The organism is Mycobacteroides franklinii (assembly GCF_001853795.1).
In the GTDB taxonomy this organism is placed as follows: Bacteria; Actinomycetota; Actinomycetes; order Mycobacteriales; family Mycobacteriaceae; genus Mycobacterium; species Mycobacterium franklinii.
In genome coordinates, this window is the sequence record NZ_MLIK01000019.1 from 1,678,005 (window position 1) to 1,698,050 (window position 20,046).

The 20,046-nt window shown below is 64.4% G+C and carries 23 protein-coding genes and 4 tRNA genes; 19 read left to right on the top strand and 8 right to left on the bottom strand.

Annotation, left to right across the window (positions count from 1 at the left end):
* The first annotated feature begins 14 nt into the window (after positions 1–14).
* On the top strand, positions 15–827 hold the full coding sequence (locus BKG76_RS15735; RefSeq protein ID WP_070938444.1) for an RsiV family protein: 813 nt from the start codon (positions 15–17) through the stop codon (positions 825–827).
* Here BKG76_RS15735 and BKG76_RS15740 read toward each other — a convergent pair whose 3' ends face one another.
* Entirely contained in the window at positions 828–1,850 is a 1,023-nt protein-coding gene (locus tag BKG76_RS15740) for an NAD(P)H-dependent glycerol-3-phosphate dehydrogenase (protein WP_070938445.1), read from the bottom strand.
* 34 nt (positions 1,851–1,884) lie between these two features.
* Between BKG76_RS15740 and BKG76_RS15745 the strand changes: the two genes are divergently transcribed.
* Positions 1,885–2,940 (top strand): TIGR03617 family F420-dependent LLM class oxidoreductase, encoded by a 1,056-nt coding sequence (locus BKG76_RS15745; protein ID WP_070938446.1) that lies wholly within the window; start codon positions 1,885–1,887, stop codon positions 2,938–2,940.
* Between the two features lie 54 nt (positions 2,941–2,994).
* Here BKG76_RS15745 and BKG76_RS15750 read toward each other — a convergent pair whose 3' ends face one another.
* Both BKG76_RS15750 and BKG76_RS15755 read right to left on the bottom strand, forming a co-directional pair.
* Complete coding sequence (locus BKG76_RS15750; RefSeq protein ID WP_070938447.1) at positions 2,995–3,642, bottom strand: LysE family translocator; 648 nt, start codon at positions 3,640–3,642, stop codon at positions 2,995–2,997.
* A gap of 12 nt (positions 3,643–3,654) precedes the next feature.
* Positions 3,655–4,146, bottom strand: coding sequence for a YajQ family cyclic di-GMP-binding protein (locus BKG76_RS15755; RefSeq protein WP_070938448.1), 492 nt, complete (start codon positions 4,144–4,146; stop codon positions 3,655–3,657).
* 91 nt (positions 4,147–4,237) lie between these two features.
* On the opposite strand from BKG76_RS15755, the gene BKG76_RS15760 reads away from it, so the two are divergent.
* Positions 4,238–4,320, top strand: a tRNA-Tyr gene (locus BKG76_RS15760).
* Between the two features lie 67 nt (positions 4,321–4,387).
* Here the strand turns inward: BKG76_RS15760 and BKG76_RS15765 are convergent.
* Together BKG76_RS15765 and BKG76_RS15770 are read right to left on the bottom strand one after the other, a co-directional pair.
* Complete coding sequence (locus BKG76_RS15765) at positions 4,388–5,245, bottom strand: universal stress protein (protein WP_070938449.1); 858 nt, start codon at positions 5,243–5,245, stop codon at positions 4,388–4,390.
* Between the two features lie 9 nt (positions 5,246–5,254).
* On the bottom strand, positions 5,255–6,247 hold the full coding sequence (locus BKG76_RS15770) for an Acg family FMN-binding oxidoreductase (RefSeq protein ID WP_070938450.1): 993 nt from the start codon (positions 6,245–6,247) through the stop codon (positions 5,255–5,257).
* Between the two features lie 173 nt (positions 6,248–6,420).
* On the opposite strand from BKG76_RS15770, the gene BKG76_RS15775 reads away from it, so the two are divergent.
* The 14 genes from BKG76_RS15775 (at position 6,421) to BKG76_RS15840 (ending at position 15,333) form a co-directional block, all read left to right on the top strand.
* Positions 6,421–7,980 (top strand): bifunctional aminoglycoside phosphotransferase/ATP-binding protein, encoded by a 1,560-nt coding sequence (locus BKG76_RS15775; RefSeq protein WP_109420767.1) that lies wholly within the window; start codon positions 6,421–6,423, stop codon positions 7,978–7,980.
* Between the two features lie 50 nt (positions 7,981–8,030).
* Positions 8,031–8,103, top strand: a tRNA-Thr gene (locus tag BKG76_RS15780).
* Positions 8,104–8,141: 38 nt separating this feature from the next.
* Positions 8,142–8,218, top strand: a tRNA-Met gene (locus BKG76_RS15785).
* 39 nt (positions 8,219–8,257) lie between these two features.
* Positions 8,258–8,425 carry a 50S ribosomal protein L33 gene (gene rpmG, locus BKG76_RS15790; protein WP_030096611.1) on the top strand — a complete coding sequence of 56 codons (168 nt, stop codon included), beginning with the start codon at positions 8,258–8,260 and terminating at the stop codon, positions 8,423–8,425.
* 96 nt (positions 8,426–8,521) lie between these two features.
* Positions 8,522–8,992, top strand: a complete 471-nt coding sequence (hadA, locus tag BKG76_RS15795) for a (3R)-hydroxyacyl-ACP dehydratase subunit HadA (RefSeq protein WP_070938451.1) — start codon at positions 8,522–8,524, stop codon at positions 8,990–8,992.
* Positions 8,992–9,423 (top strand): (3R)-hydroxyacyl-ACP dehydratase subunit HadB, encoded by a 432-nt coding sequence (gene hadB, locus BKG76_RS15800; protein WP_070938452.1) that lies wholly within the window; start codon positions 8,992–8,994, stop codon positions 9,421–9,423. Before hadA ends, hadB begins: the two co-directional genes overlap by 1 nt.
* Positions 9,424–9,425: 2 nt before the next feature.
* Complete coding sequence (locus BKG76_RS15805) at positions 9,426–9,896, top strand: FAS1-like dehydratase domain-containing protein (RefSeq protein WP_070938453.1); 471 nt, start codon at positions 9,426–9,428, stop codon at positions 9,894–9,896.
* 168 nt (positions 9,897–10,064) lie between these two features.
* Positions 10,065–10,137 (top strand) — tRNA-Trp (locus BKG76_RS15810).
* A gap of 47 nt (positions 10,138–10,184) precedes the next feature.
* Positions 10,185–10,604 (top strand): preprotein translocase subunit SecE, encoded by a 420-nt coding sequence (secE, locus tag BKG76_RS15815; protein ID WP_070938454.1) that lies wholly within the window; start codon positions 10,185–10,187, stop codon positions 10,602–10,604.
* A 24-nt stretch (positions 10,605–10,628) separates the two neighbouring features.
* Positions 10,629–11,420: a transcription termination/antitermination protein NusG gene (gene nusG, locus BKG76_RS15820; RefSeq protein ID WP_070938455.1), complete on the top strand. Its 792-nt coding sequence runs from the start codon at positions 10,629–10,631 to the stop codon at positions 11,418–11,420.
* Between the two features lie 82 nt (positions 11,421–11,502).
* Complete coding sequence (gene rplK / locus BKG76_RS15825; RefSeq protein WP_070938456.1) at positions 11,503–11,934, top strand: 50S ribosomal protein L11; 432 nt, start codon at positions 11,503–11,505, stop codon at positions 11,932–11,934.
* Positions 11,935–12,019: 85 nt separating this feature from the next.
* Positions 12,020–12,727, top strand: a complete 708-nt coding sequence (gene rplA, locus BKG76_RS15830) for a 50S ribosomal protein L1 (RefSeq protein WP_070938457.1) — start codon at positions 12,020–12,022, stop codon at positions 12,725–12,727.
* Between the two features lie 207 nt (positions 12,728–12,934).
* Positions 12,935–13,585 (top strand): response regulator transcription factor, encoded by a 651-nt coding sequence (locus BKG76_RS15835; protein ID WP_070938458.1) that lies wholly within the window; start codon positions 12,935–12,937, stop codon positions 13,583–13,585.
* A 44-nt stretch (positions 13,586–13,629) separates the two neighbouring features.
* Positions 13,630–15,333 (top strand): GAF domain-containing sensor histidine kinase, encoded by a 1,704-nt coding sequence (locus BKG76_RS15840; RefSeq protein WP_070938459.1) that lies wholly within the window; start codon positions 13,630–13,632, stop codon positions 15,331–15,333.
* Between the two features lie 3 nt (positions 15,334–15,336).
* Here BKG76_RS15840 and BKG76_RS15845 read toward each other — a convergent pair whose 3' ends face one another.
* On the bottom strand, positions 15,337–16,299 hold the full coding sequence (locus BKG76_RS15845; protein ID WP_083338057.1) for a LysR family transcriptional regulator: 963 nt from the start codon (positions 16,297–16,299) through the stop codon (positions 15,337–15,339).
* Positions 16,300–16,639: 340 nt separating this feature from the next.
* Here BKG76_RS15845 and BKG76_RS15850 point away from each other — a divergent pair, with 340 nt between their 5' ends.
* Positions 16,640–17,074 carry a hypothetical protein gene (locus BKG76_RS15850; RefSeq protein ID WP_083338058.1) on the top strand — a complete coding sequence of 145 codons (435 nt, stop codon included), beginning with the start codon at positions 16,640–16,642 and terminating at the stop codon, positions 17,072–17,074.
* Positions 17,075–17,088: 14 nt separating this feature from the next.
* Positions 17,089–18,081 (top strand): alpha/beta fold hydrolase, encoded by a 993-nt coding sequence (locus BKG76_RS15855; RefSeq protein WP_083338059.1) that lies wholly within the window; start codon positions 17,089–17,091, stop codon positions 18,079–18,081.
* 7 nt (positions 18,082–18,088) lie between these two features.
* Here BKG76_RS15855 and BKG76_RS15860 read toward each other — a convergent pair whose 3' ends face one another.
* Both BKG76_RS15860 and BKG76_RS15865 read right to left on the bottom strand, forming a co-directional pair.
* Positions 18,089–19,324 carry an RNA polymerase sigma factor gene (locus tag BKG76_RS15860; protein ID WP_070938461.1) on the bottom strand — a complete coding sequence of 412 codons (1,236 nt, stop codon included), beginning with the start codon at positions 19,322–19,324 and terminating at the stop codon, positions 18,089–18,091.
* Between the two features lie 6 nt (positions 19,325–19,330).
* Positions 19,331–20,029, bottom strand: a complete 699-nt coding sequence (locus BKG76_RS15865; protein WP_070938462.1) for a YciI family protein — start codon at positions 20,027–20,029, stop codon at positions 19,331–19,333.
* Positions 20,030–20,046 lie beyond the last annotated feature (17 nt).

The window sequence follows — 20,046 nt, forward strand, 5'->3', positions numbered from 1 at the left end:
TTAGATTGGTTCCCATGCGTTTGGGGTACCTACTGACCGCCGTCCTGTGCGGTGTCGTCCTCGTCGGTTGTGATCGGGCAGAGGCCCCCAGGGAAACATCCGCCCCGGAATCCACCAGCGCGTCGGAATCCGCCACGGCATCGCCCCCCGCCCGCGTCGATCCGAGCGGCGAGGCCGCGTGCCCGAAACACGGCGGTCGTTGGGACGCCGCACAAGGCTGCGTCATCGACGACGCCACGCCGCAGGCGACGCAGCATCTGGTGATTCCCGTGCAATGGGATTCGTCGTTCCCCGAATTGCAGCGGGCAGTGGATGACACCGTGGCGGATGTTCGCGCCAACTTCCGCAAGTCCGTCGAACGCGCCGGTGCCCCACCCGCGGGAAAGCCCTGGGCGCTTCAGGTCAGCTTTGAGACGTATCAGGGCAAGGGCGTGCATCCCTCCGATAGCGTGCGCTTCTCGATCAGCGAGTCACTTGGTGGCTATCACCCGGGGTTCGCGTTTCGTACCCTCGCCTTCGACCGCACCACCAAACAGCCCATCACCGTGGACACGCTGTTGATCGATCCCGTGGCCGCGCTGCCGAAGATCGCGGCGCTGGTGCGCAGCGACCTGCGTGCACAGCTCGGCGGTATTGGCACCGAATTCGTCGATACCGGAACGGATCCGGAACCGGGGAATTTCAAGGACTTTTCGCTGGACGGTGACGCGCTGCTGTTCTCGTTCGAGCCGTATCGAGTGGCGTCCTATGCGGAGGGACCGATGCAGAGCCGGGTTGCGCTGTCCGAGCTGCGCGATGTGGTGAAGCCCGAGTACCTGCCGGCCTGATCAGAATCCGGTGCCGTGCACCTCGTGGCCGGGCGTCTCGGCCATGAGCCCGCGGTAGGCCTGCTCCACCGTGGAGCCGTGATTGATCACCCCGTCGACCTCGCGGGCGATCGGCATTTGGATGCCGTACTCATCGGCAAGGGTCATCACCACCGAGGATGCCTTCACCCCCTCGGCGACCTGATTCATCGATTCGATGATCTCGTCGATGGTCTTGCCCTTGCCGATCTCCTCACCCACGTGCCGGTTGCGGCTGCTGGGACTCGTGCAGGTCACGATGAGGTCGCCCAGACCCGCCAGGCCGGGGAACGTCTCGGGATCACCGCCCATGGCCACCCCGAGTTTGGTCATCTCTCGCAGGGCCCGTGCGATCACCATGGCGCGCGTGTTCTCGCCGATCCCGATCGCGTAACCCATCCCGCTGGCGATGGCGAAGACGTTCTTGAGTGCACCCGCCATCTCGACGCCCACGACGTCGTTGGTGCTGTACACGCGAAAGCGTGAGGTGCGGAAAAGCTCGCCCAGGCGGTCCGCCTGGTGCTGATCGGGCATCGCGACCACACCGGCGGCCGCATATCCGCGGGCCACCTCCTTGGCGATATTGGGGCCGGCCAGAATGCCCGCCGGATGCCCGGGGAGTACTTCCTCGATGATCTGCGACATCCGCATCCGCGAACCCTGCTCGAGGCCCTTCACCAACGAGACGATGGGCACCCACGGGCGCAGGGATTGCCCGATCTCGGTGAGCACCTCGCGGAAGCTGTGCGAGGGAACCCCCATGATCACCACATCGGCCTGCTCGACGGCCTCGTGCAGATCCGACGTGGCGCGCAGGCTCTCGGTCAGCTCCACCTCATCGGTCAGGTACCGCGAATTGCGGTGCCGCTCATTGATATCCGCGACAGTCTCGGGGGAGCGGGCCCACTGCAGGGTGGGACTGCGCCGCGCCACAATTGAGGCCACCGTGGTGCCCCAGGATCCGCCACCGAGGACGACGACTTGCGGTTCACGAAGTGCTGCCATACTCGCCAGGGTATGGGCCCTGTGCGCCTCCAATATGCACTTCGGCAATATGAGTGAGGTGTTGATCGACGTGACGCTCACAACCGGGTTGAACACCATGGCCACCGATGCCGCCGAAGCCGAGGAATCCGGGTACGCCGGCATCTGGACCTTCGAAGGTGCGCACGACCCCTTCCTGCCGATACTGCTGGCGGCCGGGCACACCAAGGACATCGCGCTGGGCACTTCGATCGCTGTCGCATTTGCGCGAAATCCCATGTTGCTGGCCACTATTGGCTGGGATCTGCAGGCGTACTCGGGCGGCCGATTCATCCTGGGGCTCGGCACGCAGATCAAACCGCACATCACCCGCCGGTTCGACATGCCGTGGAGCAGTCCCGCCGCGAGGATGCGGGACATGGTGCTCGCGGTGCGCGCCATCTGGCAGTCATGGCAGGAGCGCGGAGCGTTGGACTATCGCGGCGAGTTCTACCAGAACACCCTCATGACGCCCATGTTCATGCCCGATCCGGCTGAGGTGAGCGCCTTTGGCCCGCCACCGATCTGGCTGGCCGGTGTCGGCAGTGGGATGACGGCGGTGGCCGGCGAAGTGGCCGACGGATTCATGTCGCATCCGTTCTGCACGCCCGACTACCTTGCGCAGGTTACGCGACCGACCCTGGGCCGTGGTGCGGCGAAAGCGGGAAAGACGCTCGCCGACATCCAGATCCATCACTCACCGATGATCGTCATCGGACGCGATGACGCCGAGCTGGCGCGTGCGCGTGCGGCGGTGCGCAAACAGCTGGCGTTTTACGGTTCCACGCCGGCCTACTGGCCGATCCTGGAACTGCACGGCCGAGCGGATGTCGGCCCGAAACTCAAAGAGCTGTCCAAACAAGGTGAATGGGATGCCATGGCCACTCTGATCGACGACGAGTTCCTCGATACCGCGGCCATCACCGTCACCGACGCTGCGCGGGGTGCACGCGAATTAGCGCGCCGCTACGGCGATCTGGTGCACCGTTTGGGCTTCAACACCCCGTACCGGCCCGACCGGGCGCAGCTGGCCGAGCTGCTGGCGGCCTGTCGCCGAGACTCCGGTTTCTGACGCGTTTCGCGAGTAGCGCCGCCGGAACGCGGCGTGTCGATGGTCGGGCAGGGGTCAGGACGATGTGCCCGAGATCGCCACGCCGGCACCCAGCCCGACGATCATGATGCCGCCGGCGCCGCCCACTGCTTCCAGCCGGCGGGGCGAACGTGCGAACCAATCGCGGGCGGTGCTGGCTAGCAGCGCCCACAGGCTGTCCGAGACGAGTGCCATCGCAACGAACACGATGCCGAAGACGAGTATCTGGCTCGGCACCGAGCCCGCAGCCGGATCGGCGAACTGAGGCAGCACCGCGGCGAAGAACAGCGCCGTCTTCGGGTTGGTCAGGCCGACAATGAAGCCCTGTCGGAAGACACGCGGCCGTACCGCCGTGGGGTGGTCCGCGTTCAACGCCTGGATAAGTGACTTGCGGTTCCGGATCGCCTGTACACCAAGGTAAATCAGATAGGCCGCGCCAACCAGCTTCACCGCGGTCAGTGCCCAGGCGGAGGCTGCCAGCAGCGCCCCCAGCCCGGCCGTCGCCAGCGCCACGAACACGGCGGTGCCTGCCGTATTGCCAAGGACGCTCAAAAGGCCCGCGCGTCGGCCCAGGCTGAGTGAACGGCCGATGGAGAACAGCACGCTGGGACCCGGAATCACGATGAGGGCGTACGCGACCAGCGCGAAGCCGATCAGGTGTGATGGCGAGACAGCGGGGATCATCGACCGATCCTGCTACCGGTAGTTGACGAACTGCAACGCAATATCCAGGTCGGAGCCCCTCAGCAGTGACTGGACGGCCTGCAGGTCATCGCGCTTCTTGCTCGAAACCCGGATCTCCTCGCCCTGGACCTGCGACTTGACGCCCTTGGGGCCTTCGTCACGGATGAGCTTGTTGATCTTCTTGGCATTCTCGGCGTCAATGCCCTGTTTGAGGGTGCCGGTGAGCCGGAAGGTCTTGCCGCTGGGCTGCGGGTCACCGGCGTCGAAGGCCTTCATGCTGATATCGCGGCGGATCAGCTTCTCCTTGAAGACGTCGACGGCCGCCTTCAAGCGCTCCTCGGTGGAGCTCACCAGTTCGATGGCCTCCTCGCCCTTCCAGGCGATGGTGGTGTCGGTGCCGCGGAAATCGAAGCGAGTGGTCAGCTCCTTGGCCGCCTGGTTCAGCGCGTTGTCGACCTCCTGGCGATCGATCTTGCTCACGATGTCGAATGATGAATCCGCCATGACTGCTCCCTCTTTCTGCTCTTCGTATGTTCCGTATCCAGTCGGTTTGCGTTGGCCCGACCCTATCGTTGTATCCTGCATCGTCTGATAAGGCGGGTTGCCCGAGCGGCCAATGGGAGCGGACTGTAAATCCGTCGGCTTACGCCTACGCAGGTTCGAATCCTGCACCCGCCACACTGCTCAGGCCCCCTCACGAGGGGGCCTGATTGCATTTCCGGGGTCGGCACCGTGCCGGTGAGGCCTACAACAGCCGCTGGCGCGCCGCGATCAGCACCGAGCAGTGCGTCCGGCCAAGCACACCGGACCCGTTGGGGCCGACCAATTCCTGCACGTGAGCCGTGTCACCGGCCCCGACGACGACCAGCTGCACGGTATGCCCATGGCGTTCCAGGTAGTCCAGCGTGCCGCCCACCGGATCGAGGGCGCGGATGTCCAGATTCGGATACCGCACCCGCAATGGCGCCAGACGCCGCTCCAACTGGACCGCTGCCACGCGACGGTCGCCGCGGGCCAAGGTGGCGACCCGCTGGCCGGACCGCGCGATCGGGCGATGGCGTAGCAGGACACGCATCGGTGCACCGCGTAGCTGTGCTTCGTGAGCGGCCAGCTCCAAGGAGGCTGCCGACTCGTGCGACTCGTCGATCTCCACCACCACCGCGGGAGTCGTGCCGAGTAGTGAGTGGCCGTCACGGATCACCGCGACCGGGCAGCGCGCGGACGGGAGAACCTCTGCGGCGGTGGACCCGACCGCGCGGGTGTCGGAGCCACTGATGCCGATCGCTCCCACGCAGAGCATGACGGCGCTGCGCGAGGCATCCAACAGCACGTCCGCCACTCGGCCATGCCGGATCTCGGCCTCGATCTTCACCGGTTTGCCGGTGGCGCCGATCTCGCGGAACACGTGTCGCACGGCCGTCCCGGCGGGACTGCGCTCGTCACTGAACTCCGGGAACTCGGGCTGAGGCGCCACGTGAACCAGGCGTAGCGGTACCTCGCGGTGCAGCGCCTCGTCGACTGCCCAGAGCGCGGCCCGCACCGCCGACCGTGACCCGTCGATACCGACCACCACCGCGGATTCGTGTGCACGGACTTCGCTCATGGCCGTGCACTAGCCGCGGATCTCGAACACATCGGCAAGAGACCGGCGTGGTGTCGGTGGTGGGATACGACCGAACGGTGGCGCCATCCCCACTCGGATCAACGCCTGCGGGTGCGTCCTGCCGATGGCGGTGCCGACGACTTCTCGGCTCGCGGTCAGCTCCAGCATGTGGGTGATGGTGCAGGTCGCCATGCCGGCGAGCGTCGCCTCCAGCAGCACTTCGGAGAGCAGCTCGCCGCAACGCAGGAGATTTTTCGGGGTATCTCTGGCCGTGGACAACGCCAGCACCCTGGCCTGGTCCTCCTGCAGGCCGGGCCGTGAGGTCCGTTCCGTCACGACGGGGAAGGTGCGGCCGATATCGACGCGATCGCTCTCGGTCGCCGAGACCAGTGCGCTGCGCGGAACTCCGTCATTCAAGGCGAACGGGGCTGTCCACCAGTCGAGTTCGGTCTGGTAGGCGGAATCGTAGATGCGCAGCGCGTCACTGAGCGCCGATGCGTCGGCCAACTTCGGCCGCATGATGTCGTCGATCACGTCCAAGATGACCGTCCTGTCGGCGATCACCGTATTCAGCATCCGGGCGAACTGCGACCAGTTGGGCGGAGCCTCGAAGGGCAGACGGTCGGTCCGCCGCTGCAGGATCGCGTCGGCACGCCGACGATCACCCACCACCACAACGGAGCTGGGGGAGAAGGTGATGGCGGCCAGATGGTCCGGGTTGTCGGGGTCCGGGATCCGCTCCACACGGGACATCCAGCCGGCCGATGCCATCGCGACCCGGAAATGATCCAGCGCCGCCCCGCAGCTGATGATTGCCTCGCGTCCGGCGCCGTCGGTTCGTGTGACACACCGGGTGCGGTCCAGATACAGGTGCAGATCGCCCGGTCCGGACCCAAGGTCGGCAATCCAGCGCCACGGTTGCGTGTTATGCAAAGACGGTGCCCGGCAGGCAAGTTGGATCGCGGTCTGGATGACGTCAATGTGAACCATTGTCTTGGGCATGTCTGCTCCGCTCGGCTGGTGGTGATATCGACTCTTGGTGACCTACGCGCGCATGGACAGGGCACTTGGTCACCGGCCATGTGCCCCAGGTCCTCACGTTGGTGGCGCGGGGCATGGGCCCCGCGCCCCGGACGGGAAGAACTGGTGACTTCTGGCCCATAGATTGGGGGCCCATGGCCGGATGTCCGCACCGGCTGCCCCGCAACGATGAGGTCATGCGCTCACTACGATCGACCATCAGCCCCACCTCCGTCGGTGCGGAGATACGCGAAACACACACGGGTATCGTGATTTTGGTCGGAGCATTGGCCTACAAGATCAAAAAACCGGTGGTGACGAACTTCCTGGATTTCAGTACCCCCGAGCTTCGTGAAAGGGCTTGTGCCCGTGAGGTGGCACTCAACAGTCGGATCTCGCGCGACAGCTATGTCGGCGTCTCACACCTCACCGGTCCCGACGGCGAATCGGGCGAACCGGTCGTGGTGATGCGGCGCTACCCGGACTCCACGCGGCTGTCGGCGATGGCCAAGTCCAAGCGGGTGACCAAGGCGGACCTGGACGCGATCGCCCAGGTATTGGCGGCGTTCCATCAGCGGGCCGATCGCAGTCCGTCGATCGATGAGGCGGGATCTCTCGATGCCATCGTCGATCGGTGGGAGGACACCGTGACGGCCTTGGAGAAGTACGCGGGGACGGTGCTCGCCGCCGACGATGTGCGTCTGGTTCGCACGTTGGCGACGCAGTTCATCTCCGGGCGCGCCGTGCTTTTCGCGCAGCGCGTGGCCGACAAGAGAATCGTCGACGGGCATGGAGATCTGATGGCCAGCGATATCTTTTGCCTGCCCAACGGGCCGGTCCTGCTGGATTGTCTGGAGTTCGACGACCGACTGCGGCATGTGGACGGTCTGGACGATGCGGCGTTTCTGGCGATGGATCTGGAGTTTCTGGGGCGCCGGGATTTGGGGGACTATTTCATGAACCGGTACATGGAGTTGTCCGCGGACGCGGCGCCGGAACCCTTGCGGCACTTCTACATTGCCTATCGTTCGCTGGTGCGTGCCAAGGTGGACTGCATCCGGTTCATCCAGGGACAACGGTCGGCCGCGGCGCGGGCGGCCAAGCACATGGCGATGGCGCTGAACCACCTGGGGGCCGCGACGGTGCGGCTGGTGCTCGTTGGCGGTGGCCCGGGTACGGGCAAGAGCACCTTGGCCCGTCGCATATCGGAAGATATTGGTGCTCAGGTGATTTCGACGGACGAGGTGCGTCAACAACTGCATCGGCTCGGCGTCATATCCGGAGGAAAGGGCGTGCTGGACGCCGGTCTGTACTCGGCGGAGAACGTGTGTGCCGTGTACGACGCGGTGCTACGGCGTGCGCGCCTGTCGTTGGCGAGCGGCCACACCGTCATCCTGGACGGAACCTGGCGCAGCCCGCGGCACCGGCTGCGCGCGCATCAGCTCGCCTACGAGGCAGGTGCACCCATGGTGGAGTTCCTGTGCATGGCACCGCTGATCACCGCGCAACATCGAGTGGCCACCCGCCATGACGGGATGTCGGATGCCGCCGGCGATATCGCGGCGGCGCTGGGCACCGAATTCGTCGGACCTGACCACGGATGGGGCGAGGCGCACGTGATCGATACCCGACTACCGCTGGACCGATCGACTGCCGAGGCCGAGGATTTGTGCAGGCAGGCGCTGTACGCGCCGGTGCCGTGCCACCCCCGATAAGCCGTTTTGGTTCCGCCGACGTCAACGGGTACCCTCGTGAGGGCTTTAATGCCCCCTTAGCTCAGTCGGTAGAGCGTTTCCATGGTAAGGAAAAGGTCAACGGTTCGATTCCGTTAGGGGGCTCGGTGGACGGAAGGCGGAAACGCCGGCTCTGTCTGCGGGGCGGTGTAGCTCAGCTGGTTAGAGCGCACGACTCATAATCGTGAGGTCGGGAGATCGAGCCTCCCCACCGCTACCACCCGAACCTAGAGACAACGAACGAAAGAGGGCAACTGCAGTGGCCTCCAGCACAGACGTCCGGCCCAAGGTCACCTTGGCTTGTGAGACGTGCAAGCACCGTAACTACATCACCAAGAAGAACCGGCGCAACGACCCGGACCGGCTGGAACTGAAGAAGTTCTGCCCGAACTGCGGATCGCACCAGCCTCACAAAGAGTCGCGCTGACGCGCTTCCCTTTGCTCTTCCCGTGTCGTCTCAACGCGACACGAATAGGCAAGCCTTACTTGGTATCGGTCAACATCAGTAGGTAGGTTCCGCCCCGTGGCTTTATCGCAAGATCTCGTCGGAACGCACTACCGATACCCCGACCACTATGTGGTCGAGCGGGAGAAGATCCGCGAGCACGCCGAGGCGGTGAAGAGCGAGCACCCTGCTCATCATGACGAGGCAGGTGCCGCGGCTCTTGGTTACGATTCCCTCGTCGCCCCGCCTACCTTTCTGTGCATCTTTGGATACACCGCACAGGCGGCATTCTTCGAGGACGCGAACATCGGAATCAAGGACGAGAAGATCGTCCAGGTCGACCAGGAGCTCAGACTCCTGCGCCCGATCAGGGCCGGCGACAAGCTGTACTGCGATGTGTACCTCGACTCGATCCGACGCTCGTTCGGTGCCGACATCATCGTCACCAAGAGCCTCATCACCAATGACAAGGGTGAGCTGGTGCAGGAGCTGTTAACGACTCTTGCCGGGCGCACTGCAGAAGACGGAGAAGAAGGCGGGTTCAACTGATGGCATTGCGTGAGTTCAGTTCGGTCAACGTGGGAGATCAGCTGCCGGAGAGGACCATCCCGCTGACCCGGCAGGATCTGGTGAACTACGCCGGAGTCTCCGGCGACCTCAACCCGATCCACTGGGACGACGAGACCGCCAAACTGGTCGGGCTCGAGGACGGTGCCATCGCCCACGGCATGCTGACCATGGGCCTGGGTGGCGGATATGTCACCGAGTGGATTGGTGACCCGGCCGCGGTGACCGAGTACAACGTGCGCTTCACCAGCTTCGTCACCGTCCCCAACGACGGTGTCGGCGCCGAGATCATCTTCAACGGTCGCGTGAAGTCGGTCGACGCGGACAGCAAGTCGATCACCATCGCGCTGACCGCCACCACCAATGGCAAGAAGATCTTCGGGCGCGCTATCGCGACTGCGACGCTGGCGTAGTCGTGGCGCTCCAACTCGATATCGTCGGAATGACGCACAAGTACTCCAGGACCTATGTGGTGGGACGGGAGAAGATCCGCGAGTTCGCGCAGTCGGTCAAGGCCGTGGACCCGGCCAGCCTCGATCCGGAGGCGGCGGCCGAACTCGGACACGACGGCCTCATCGCGCCCCTGGCTTTCCCCGCGGTGATGGCGCTGCTGGTGCAGAAGGAATTCTTCCGCACCTACGACGTCGGTATGGACACCATGCAGATCGTGCATTCCGAGCAGAAGTTCGTGTACCACAAGCCCATCACCGAGGGTGATGAGTTGTCGTGCGACTTCCAGGTCGACTCCCACAAGGAGGCCTTCGGCGTGGACATTGTGACCACCCGCAACATCGTGCGCGATCAAAATGGCGAGCTGGTTATGGAAGCGTTCACCACCCTGATGGGCCGCGACTCGGATCGAATGGCCGATATCAAGCTCATCTAAGAAGAGAGCTCGCTGATCGGTGTCGGATCGGTGGGCAATTTCAGTCTGGAGCTGGCCGCGGGGTACACTCGAGATTCGGGGTTTTCCCATCACAACGCGCCTGTCGGCTACTCGGGAGGCGCGTGTGTTGTGTGAGGCCCCCGACCACCGGGTTGGCGTGCCAGCCTTAGGGGTGTAGCTCAACTGGCAGAGCAGCGGTCTCCAAAACCGCAGGTTGCAGGTTCAAGTCCTGTCACCCCTGCAACACCCTGGAGTAAGCACTAGGGAAACAGAGAGGTACGGAAGGGAATGAGCGACGAGCTAGACGAGCCCGACATCGGCACCGCCGATAGCGACCGGGCCGTCGCCTCGACCAAGCCGCTTCGCCCGACGGGTAAGCGGACCCGCCGTGCTGATTCCTCGACCGCGGCTACGGAGCTCACCGAATCTGGTGCCTCCGAGACCGGTGAGGTGAAGAAGAAGGCTGGGAAGAACAGTCGGAAGCCTGCCGCGAAGAAGGACAAGACGGGGCCATCGCGCAATCCGTTGGTCCAGCTTTGGGTGTTTCTCCAGCAGGTGGTCGCTGAGCTGCGCAAGGTCATCTGGCCGAACCGCAAGCAGATGGTCAGCTACACCACGGTGGTGCTGGTCTTCCTGGTGTTCATGGTGACCCTGATCGGCGTGATTGACCTGGGCCTGGCCCGGCTGGTCATGCTGGTGTTCGGGTAATAGAAAGACGAGAGAGGACTAACGGTGACGACCTTCGACGGCGACGCTACGAGCGAGCCAGAGGACACCGCTGACACGGCTGCGTCGGTCGACGTGATCGACGAGGCCGAAACCAGCGCTGCGCCCGAGCCGACTGAGTCGTCTTCGGAAGAGTCGGGCGCCGAGGTGGAGGCTGACGAGGACGCCGACCCGGCCGTCACGTTGAAGGCGCAGCTGCGCCGCGAGCCGGGCGAGTGGTACGTCGTTCACTCGTACGCCGGATACGAAAACAAGGTCAAGGCCAACCTGCAGACCCGTGTGCAGAACCTGGATGTCGGCGACTACATCTTCCAGATCGAGGTGCCCACCGAAGAGGTCACCGAGATCAAGAATGGTCAGCGCAAGCAGGTCAACCGCAAGGTGCTGCCCGGCTACATCCTGGTCCGGATGGAACTGAACGACGAGTCGTGGGGTGCGGTTCGCAACACCCCCGGCGTCACCGGATTTGTCGGCGCGACCTCGCGCCCGTCGCCGCTGTCGCTCGACGATGTGGTGAAGTTCCTGCTCCCGCAGACCCCGGCCAAGAAGGCCACCAAGGGTGGTTCAGCCGAAACCTCCGGGACCGCGGCCGCCGAGACGGGTGGCCTGGAGCGTCCCGTCATCGAGGTCGACTTCGAGGTCGGCGAGTCGGTCACCGTCACCGATGGCCCGTTCGCGACGCTGCCCGCCAGCATCAGCGAGGTCAACGCCGAACAGCAGCGCCTCAAGGTGCTGGTGTCCATCTTCGGTCGTGAGACCCCGGTCGAGCTCAACTTCACTCAGGTGGAGAAGCTCTAACAAGACTTCGGACCGCGTCACGGTCCGCAGAACTCCGGTCGAATAACGGCCGGAACACGGAAGGAAAGTAAGGAAACACCCAATGGCCCCGAAGAAGAAAAAGGTCGTCGGGCTGATCAAGCTTCAGATCAAGGCCGGCGAAGCCAACCCTGCGCCGCCGGTAGGTCCCGCGCTCGGTCAGCATGGCGTCAACATCATGGAGTTCTGCAAGGCGTACAACGCCGCGACGGACTCGCAGCGCGGCAACGTCATCCCCGTGGAGATCAGTGTCTACGAGGACCGCAGCTTCACCTTCGCGCTCAAGACCCCTCCCGCCGCCAAGCTGCTGTTGAAGGCCGCCGGTGTGCCCAAGGGTTCCGGTGAGCCGCACAAGACCAAGGTCGCCAAGGTGAGCTGGGATCAGGTGCGCGAGATCGCCGAGACGAAGAAGGAAGACCTCAACGCCAACGACATCGACGCCGCCGCCAAGATCATTGCCGGCACCGCGCGCTCGATGGGCATCACCGTCGAATAGACACGGCAGCGAGTAATCCGCATAACCCAGTGGTAAGGCCCGCTTCGGCCTGTACGACCACGAACCAACAATTGATTGGATACCAATGAGCAAGAACAGCAAGGCATATCGCGAGGCCGCCGAAAAGGTGGACCGCGACAAACTGTACAGCCCTCTTGAGGCCACCAAGCTGGCCAAGGAGACCTCGTCCAAGAAGTACGACGCCACTGTTGAGGTCGCGATGCGCCTCGGCGTCGACCCCCGCAAGGCTGACCAGATGGTCCGCGGCACCGTGAACCTTCCGCACGGTACCGGTAAGACCGCTCGCGTCATCGTCTTCGCGGTGGGTGACAAGGCCGAAGCGGCTGCTGCCGCCGGCGCCGATGTTGTCGGTAGCGACGACCTGATCGAGAAGATCCAGGGCGGGTGGCTCGAGTTCGACGCCGCCATCGCCACCCCGGATCAGATGGCCAAGGTCGGTCGTATCGCTCGTGTCCTGGGCCCGCGCGGTCTGATGCCGAACCCCAAGACCGGCACCGTGACCCCCGACGTGGCCAAGGCCGTCACCGACATCAAGGGCGGCAAGATCAACTTCCGCGTCGACAAGCACTCCAACCTTCACCTGATCATCGGCAAGGCGTCCTTCGACGCCGAGAAGCTGACGGAGAACTACGGAGCGGTCCTCGACGAGATCCTGCGTGCCAAGCCGTCGTCGGCCAAGGGGCGCTACCTGAAGAAGGTCGTCGTCAGCACCACCACCGGCCCGGGCATCCAGGTCGACCCGGCCGTGACCCGGAACTTCCTGGAGGTCTAAGAGCCTTCGGAACGCTTACCGCACAAGCCCCCATTCCCTGGCGCCGAGCCGGAAATGGGGGCTTGCGCCGTTTAGGGACCAAAGACCGTAGCCGCTGAGATTGGTTCCGTCCTACCGTGGAACCAGCGGGGTACGACGGGAAGGAATGCCATGTCGGTATGTTCTGCCGGTGCCACACTGGGGGCGGCGGGTGGAAGGAAAACGGACATGATCACAGTGTTCCTGGTCGACGACCACGAGGTAGTGCGCCGCGGCCTGGCTGACCTGCTCGAAGAGGAAGAGGATTTCTCGGTGATCGGGCAGGCGTCCTCGGTCGCCGAGGCGATGGCACGCATCCCGGCGCTACAACCCGATATCGCGGTGCTGGATATCCGGCTGCCCGACGGTAACGGGGTCGAGCTATGTCGTGAATTGCGGTCCAGGCTGCCGAATCTCAACTGCTTGATGCTCACCTCGTTCACCGACGAACATGCCATGCTCGACGCGATCATGGCGGGTGCCGGCGGTTACGTCATCAAGGACATCAAGGGCATGGAGCTGATCTCCGCGGTCCGCACCGTCGGAGCGGGACGCTCGCTGCTGGATAACCGGGCCGCCGCCGCATTGATGAACAAGCTGCGCGCCGCGGCGGACAACCCGTCTCCGCTGGCCGGTCTCACCGCGCAGGAACGGACATTGCTGGAGCTGATCGGCGAGGGGCTGACCAACCGCCAGATCGCGGAGCGAATGTTCTTGGCGGAGAAGACGGTCAAGAACTATGTTTCGCGCCTGCTCACCAAGCTGGACCTTGAACGGCGTACCCAGGTCGCAGTCCTGGCGACCAAACTCGCGCGCGAGAACCAGGGGCAGCACGGCTGACGGGTTGGTATTCACCCGGGGTCAAGGTGTGCGAAAGTTCAATTGTGGTAGAGGACGTTGGTACGCAACCCAATCGGGTGACGGCCGAGCTTGCCCATTTGCAGCTGCGTGAACTCCTCGCGGAGGTGCAGGGCCGGATCGAGCAGATTGTCGACGGTACCCGCGGGCGCATGGATGCCCTGCTGGACGCCGTCATGGCCGTCAGCTCTGGGCTGGAACTGGATGCGACCCTGCGGGAAATCGTTTGTGCGGCATCTGAACTCGTCAGCGCCCGATACGGCGCACTCGGTGTGGTGGGCTCGGATGAGAAGCTGGCGGAGTTCGTCTACGAGGGTATCGACGAGGCCACCCGTGACATGATCGGCCCGCTGCCTACGGGCCACGGTGTGCTCGGTGTGGTGATCGACGAGGCCAAGCCGCTGCGGCTGCGGGACATCGCTGCGCACCCGGCCTCGGTCGGATTCCCTGCGAACCACCCGCCCATGCGGACCTTTTTGGGTGTGCCCGTACAGGTGCGCGGCGAGGTGTTCGGACGGCTGTATCTCACCGAGAAGCTCGACGGGCAGGAGTTCACCGAGGACGACGAGGTGGTGGTGCGTGCGCTCGCGGGTGCCGCAGGTATCGCGATAGAGAATGCGCGTCTCTATCAGCATGCGCGCCGTCGTGAGCAATGGCAGCGGGCGACCGCCGATATCACCGCCGAACTGCTTAGGGGTGTGGACCCGGGCAAGGCGCTGCACCTGGTGGCATCCAGTGCGGCGCTGCTCGCGGAGGCGGACTTCGCATTCATCGCGCTGCCCGTCGGTGACGGGGAAGACACCGATGAGCTGGTGGTGGCGGTGTGCGAGGGTGACGGTGCGGATGTGCTGATCGACAAGGTGATTCCGGTTGACGGCTCGACCTCGGGAAGTACCTTTGTCGATCACGAGCCCCGGAATGTGAGCCGACTCGCGGTGAACTTGGCCGAGGGGACGGGCCTGGCTTTCGGGCCCGCGCTGGTCCTTCCGCTCGGGGGAGGGGAGTCGACGGCAGGGGTACTCATCCTGCTACGGACGGTCAGAGCGATCGCCTTCGACGAGGAGCAGCTCGATATGGCGGCCTCCTTCGCGGGGCAGGCGGCGCTGGCCTTGGAACAGGCCGAGGTCCGTTTGGCCAAACACGAATTGGACGTGCTGGCAGATCGCGATCGCATCGCGCGTGATCTGCACGACCACGTCATTCAGCGGTTGTTCGCCGTCGGCCTGGCCATGCAGAGCACTCACCGCCGGTCGGTGGATCCGACAGTGGCGGCCCGGCTCGCCGACCATATCGACCAGCTGCATGAGGTGATCCAGGAGATCCGGACCGCGATCTTCGATTTGCACACCAATGACGAATCCTTGCGTGCCACACTACGTTCCACCATCAATGAGCTCACGGCAGACACCGGGCTGCGGGTATCTGTGCGCATGAGCGGGCCGCTGGATGTGATACCCGCCGGCACCGCGGGCGATGCCGAGGCAGTGATGCGTGAGGCCGTGAGCAATGTGGTCAGGCATGCGCGCGCCAAAGAGTTGTCCGTGACCGTGTCGGTTGACGACGAGTTGGTGATCGAGGTGGTCGACGACGGCATCGGGATACCGGAAGTGGTGGCCCGCAGTGGATTGAGCGGGCTCGCGAACCGCGCCGCGGAGTCGGGTGGCACGTTCAGTGTCTCGGCGATGGACACCGGTGGTACCCGGCTGGTGTGGTCGGCTCCGCTGCCGTAGCCGCTAGGCCGTCGCCGAGTCGGCGCGCTGTGGAGTGGGAGGCCTGCGCAGTAGGGCCACCGCCGAGTCGATGATGTCCCGGACCTCTTGATCGTGCTCGGCCAGGCTGGCCTGCCATACCAAACAGGTGACCAGGGTCAGGTCCAGATCGTTGATGGGTATGCAGATGTCGTCGGCGAGGTTGTACATCCGGCCGCCACTGACCGGGGAGAGCGGCGCGATGGCGAACCCGTCGCCCACGCTGATGATATCGGCCGCGCCCACATAGTCGCCGGGGTCGACGTTTTCGCGCCGGGGTACCCCCGCGGATTCCAGCGCATGGTCCACCTGCTGGCGATACTCGGTATCGGTGTCTCGCCGGGCGGTCACATAGTTGAGGTCGGCCAGTTCGGATGTCGATATCGACGATCTGGCTCCGTACCGAGCCTTGGAAAGTACAGCGCCCAAAGGCTCTTCGTGCACAACTGTTCTGACCAACCCCACCGAATCGAACGGCGGGCGGGCCAACCCGAACGCGATATCCCCCCGCTGGAGAGCGGAAATGATCTCTGCGCTGCCCCGTGGCCACTTCCTCAACGTGAAGCTGCCCGCGTGTACCTTCTCGAGATCCGCCAACGCCGCGCGCAGATCCGGGTGCAGCCAGGGCGGCACGCCGTAGGCAATGGGCCGGGTGGATGTTGTGGGTTCCGGAGACACAATGGACGGCAACTCGTCGAATTGGGCGAGTATGCGGCGCGCCGCGGGCAGTAGTCGTGCGCCTTCCGCGGTCAGTGTGACTCGACGGGTATCGCGGACAAACAGCTTGACGTCCAACAGCCGTTCCATGTCGCGGATCCGTCGGCTCAGAGGTGGGGCGGAGACATGCAGATCCCGTGCGGCTTGTGTGAAATTCAGCGTTGTTGCCACAGCGACAAAGCACCGAAGGTCGTATACGTCAAGACTCTGGAGACCCACGGGACTGATCATATCGGGTTGAGGCGGAGCGATTATCTTTCCGGTCCTTCATTATTTCCCCGTGGGCAATAGATAGTTTCGAAATGAGCAATACTGGCGCGAAGAGGGTGGATCGCGGATCGTGTTAACTTGCTGTTATTAGGGCCGACGGGCGCGATCGTAGGGCCCTCATGAGGGGAAATGTCGTCAAACTGGTGATCTTCGGCGATTTGCCAACGTCTTCGTTGATTTTGTTGACAGTGTCACCACATCCGAATCGAAAATCGGCCGTGCCGGTGCCGGCCTTTTCGGATGCGCATTCCTTTCGCATGGCTGAAAATAGGGACCGGCGTTTCGCCGCATTTTGAATGACGTGCAATTCTTCGACAGCAAGGAGCCTCGCGCCATGGGTGTCGATCGGTTTTCGCATATCGTCGAGCGGGCTCGTGCCGCCGAGCGCACGGCCGAGGACGCCTGGGGCAAGACGCGGGAGCAACTGCGCGACGACATAGATCGGGCGGCCGCGCGCGCTGAGCAACTCGAAACCAAGGCCGATAGGGCGGCGGCCAAGGCCAGCTCGTCGTGGTCCGAGTTGAGTGGGACCTGGAGAGCGCAGATGGCGAAGGTCAAGATCGACCTCAGCCAGAAGGAACGCAAGATTGATGCGAGGCTCGCCGCACGGGAGGCCGATATCGCCGAATCAGACGCGGCCTACGCGGTAGATATCGCGATCTCGGCCGTCGAGGAGGCTGAAGACACCGTGCTTTACGCGATCTACGCGCGCAAGTACGCCGAAGAAATAGCCTGAGAGAAGGGATCGTCATGAGCGAGAATCTGACCGCGGTCGACACGAACGCTGTTGGTGGGCCTACATTTTCCACGTTCGCTTCCGACGTGGACCAGATGGTGATCTGGTACCGCACATGGCAGCCACCGTGCGGGGTCGGCCTGCGGGCCGCCGTGCAGATCACGCATGGCATTGCCGAATACAGTGCTCGGTACGACCGGCTGGCCCGATTCCTCGCGGCGCGCGGGTGCGTGGTCTACGCCTTGGACCTGCGCGGGCACGGACAGACAGCCGGCCCGGCGGGGCTGGGGCAGCTCGGAGTCACGGCCTGGGACGACATGACCGCGGATATCAAGCAGCTCGCAGACATCGCCCGTGCGCAGAATCCCGGTCTGCCGTTGATTGCCTTCGGGCACAGCATGGGTTCGGCATTGACGCAGTCCCACATCGAGAATCACGGCGATCTGCTGGCGGGGGCGGTGCTGTGCGGCACGCTGGGTGCGGTGCCGGGTCTCACGGAAGAGGCTTATCGCGAGGCCATAGCCCAGCTGGAGGCAGTGGCCGCCGGGCCGCAGGCGATGGCGCCGAGTGAATTCTTCGGCGCGCTCCTGGCGCAGTTCAACGCACCGTTTGTGCCCGATGGGGTCACGCCCACCGGCTCGGAGTGGCAGACGTGCGATGCCGAAGAGATCCGCACGTTCCAGTCAGACCCCTTGTGTGGCAAACCGTTTTCCAATGCGATGACATATTCGGTGATCAAGGGATTCCACTCCCTGTGGGAGCCGGGGAACGAGTCGCGGATCCCCTCGGAGCTGCCGATTCTCATTGTCGCCGGATCGGAGGATCCGGTGGGCGGTCGCACCGAGACGATCCAGGGTCTCATCACCCGATACATGGCAGAAGGTCATCGGCGCCTCGAATACCGCTTCTATGCGGGTGGGCGTCACGAAATCCTCAACGAGCCGGAGAAGGACTGGGTACACCGCGATATCGGTCACTGGCTGGAGGGGGTCGTTGGTTCCTCGTAGTTCCCGGCTAGCGGAGGCTGGTCTCACATTCGGCGATGCGGCGCCGCAGGAACTCCCGTCCAGGGTCGGAGCCGTTGGCGGACAGTGCCGTTCGATACCAGTCAATTGCCTCGGCATTGCGTCCCGCGCGCCGGAGCAGATCGGCGCGCACAGTGGCCACCAGATTGGATCTCGTCAGGCGCGGATCATGGGCGACCTTCTCCAGAGCGGCCAGCCCGTTCTCCGGGGTGTCGCGCAGTCCGATGGCCAGCGCCCGATTCACCAGCACCACCGGCGAATCCGTCATGGTCACCAGCCGGTCATAGGCCAGGCAGATGGCATGCCAATCGGTTTCCTCCCACGATGGTGCGGTGGCGTGCAGGGCGGCGATGACCGCCTGGGGCAGATACGGCCCGGCGGAGCCCGCCGCCTGCCGCAGCTGGCCCAGCCCACGGGAAATACGATCGCGATCCCACCGAGTACGGTCCTGTTCCTCCAGCGGAACCAGTGCGCCGTCGCCGCCCATCCGTTCCAGGCGTCTGGAATCATGAAGTAACACAAGTGCGGCCAGCGCGTTGGCTTCCCGCTCCTGAGGCATGAGCTTGCACAGTTCTCCGGCCAACCGCACACCCTCGTCGCATAACTCGTCGCGGATGGCCGACGGTCCGCCCGTGGACCAGTAGCCCTCGGTGAAGACCGAATAGATACAGCTGAGCACGTGGGGCGTGCGTTCGGGCAGCAGCTCGGCGGGCGGCACCCGCAGGGGGATATTGGCCGTGCGAATCTTGTTCTTGGCGCGAGTGATTCGTTGACCTATTGCCGCTTCGCTGTGCAGCAATGCCCGGGCGATCTCGGCAACGGTCAGGCCAGACACCAACCGCAATGTCAGGGCGAGTTGTGATGTGCGCTCCAGGGCGGGATGGGCGCAGGTGAACATCATCCGCAGCTCGTCGTCGCGCACGGGATGGGGATCGGAGACGTCGGTCCGGGCGGTGACGTCAGCGATGTTGGGGACCATAGCCGCCAGTTCCTTTCCCGGACGTAGTGTTTCGCGCCGCAGACGATCACGTGCCCGGTTCCGTGCGGCCGTCAACAACCAACCGCCCGGGTTCGCGGGTATGCCGTCGCGCGGCCAGGTCCGCAGGGCATCGGTGCACGCTTCCTGGACAGCGTCCTCGGCGACAGTGAGGTCGCCCGACCACCGTGCGATGGCCGCGACGGTTGGTCCCCACTCCCGTCGAAAGACGCCGTCCAGGTCGGTCATGCGTCGCTAGAGGCCCGACACACCGGTCAGCTGACGCAGCTCCACGGTGGATGCGGGCAGGTGCGCGGCGAGTTCGATGGCCTGGTCGCGATCATCGGTGGTCAATACGTAGAAACCGTTCGCGATCTCGGCCCCCTCGATGTAGGGGCCGTCGGTGAGCAACACCTCGCCGTCACGTACCCGTACGGTGGTCGCGGTCGACGGGGGATGCAACGGCCCGGCGAGCTTGATGTGGTCGCCGGCCCGGGTGCGGAACGCTCCGTGCTTGTCCGCCACCGCCTCCCACTCGGGGGTGCCGGGCAGCAAGGCCTCGTCGCGAGGCTCTATGAGCAGCGCGAGCCAGTTGGTGGCACCCTGCCCGTCGAACTCTTGTGAGCAATGGATGAGCGGCCAGACCTCGACCGCGCCATGTTTGGCCTCCGGTATGTCTCGGGCCAACGTCAACGCGTCGTCCAGGTTCTCGGCCTCCAGCACATAGTAGCCGCCGGCCACCTCGGCGCCCTCGGCGAACGGCCCGTCGGTGATGACGCGGGCATCGGGCGCGCCGCTGATTCGGACGCCCTCGGCGACGGGGAACAACGCGTCACCGGCGTGGATCGCCGATGCCGCCTTGGCGTGAAAGTTTTGGTATTCAACCATCTCTTGGGCGCCCTCTTCGGGTGTCCGGGCCCGCTCGGGACCGATCAGCAGCGCAAGGTAGTACATGGTGGAGCCCTCCGTCT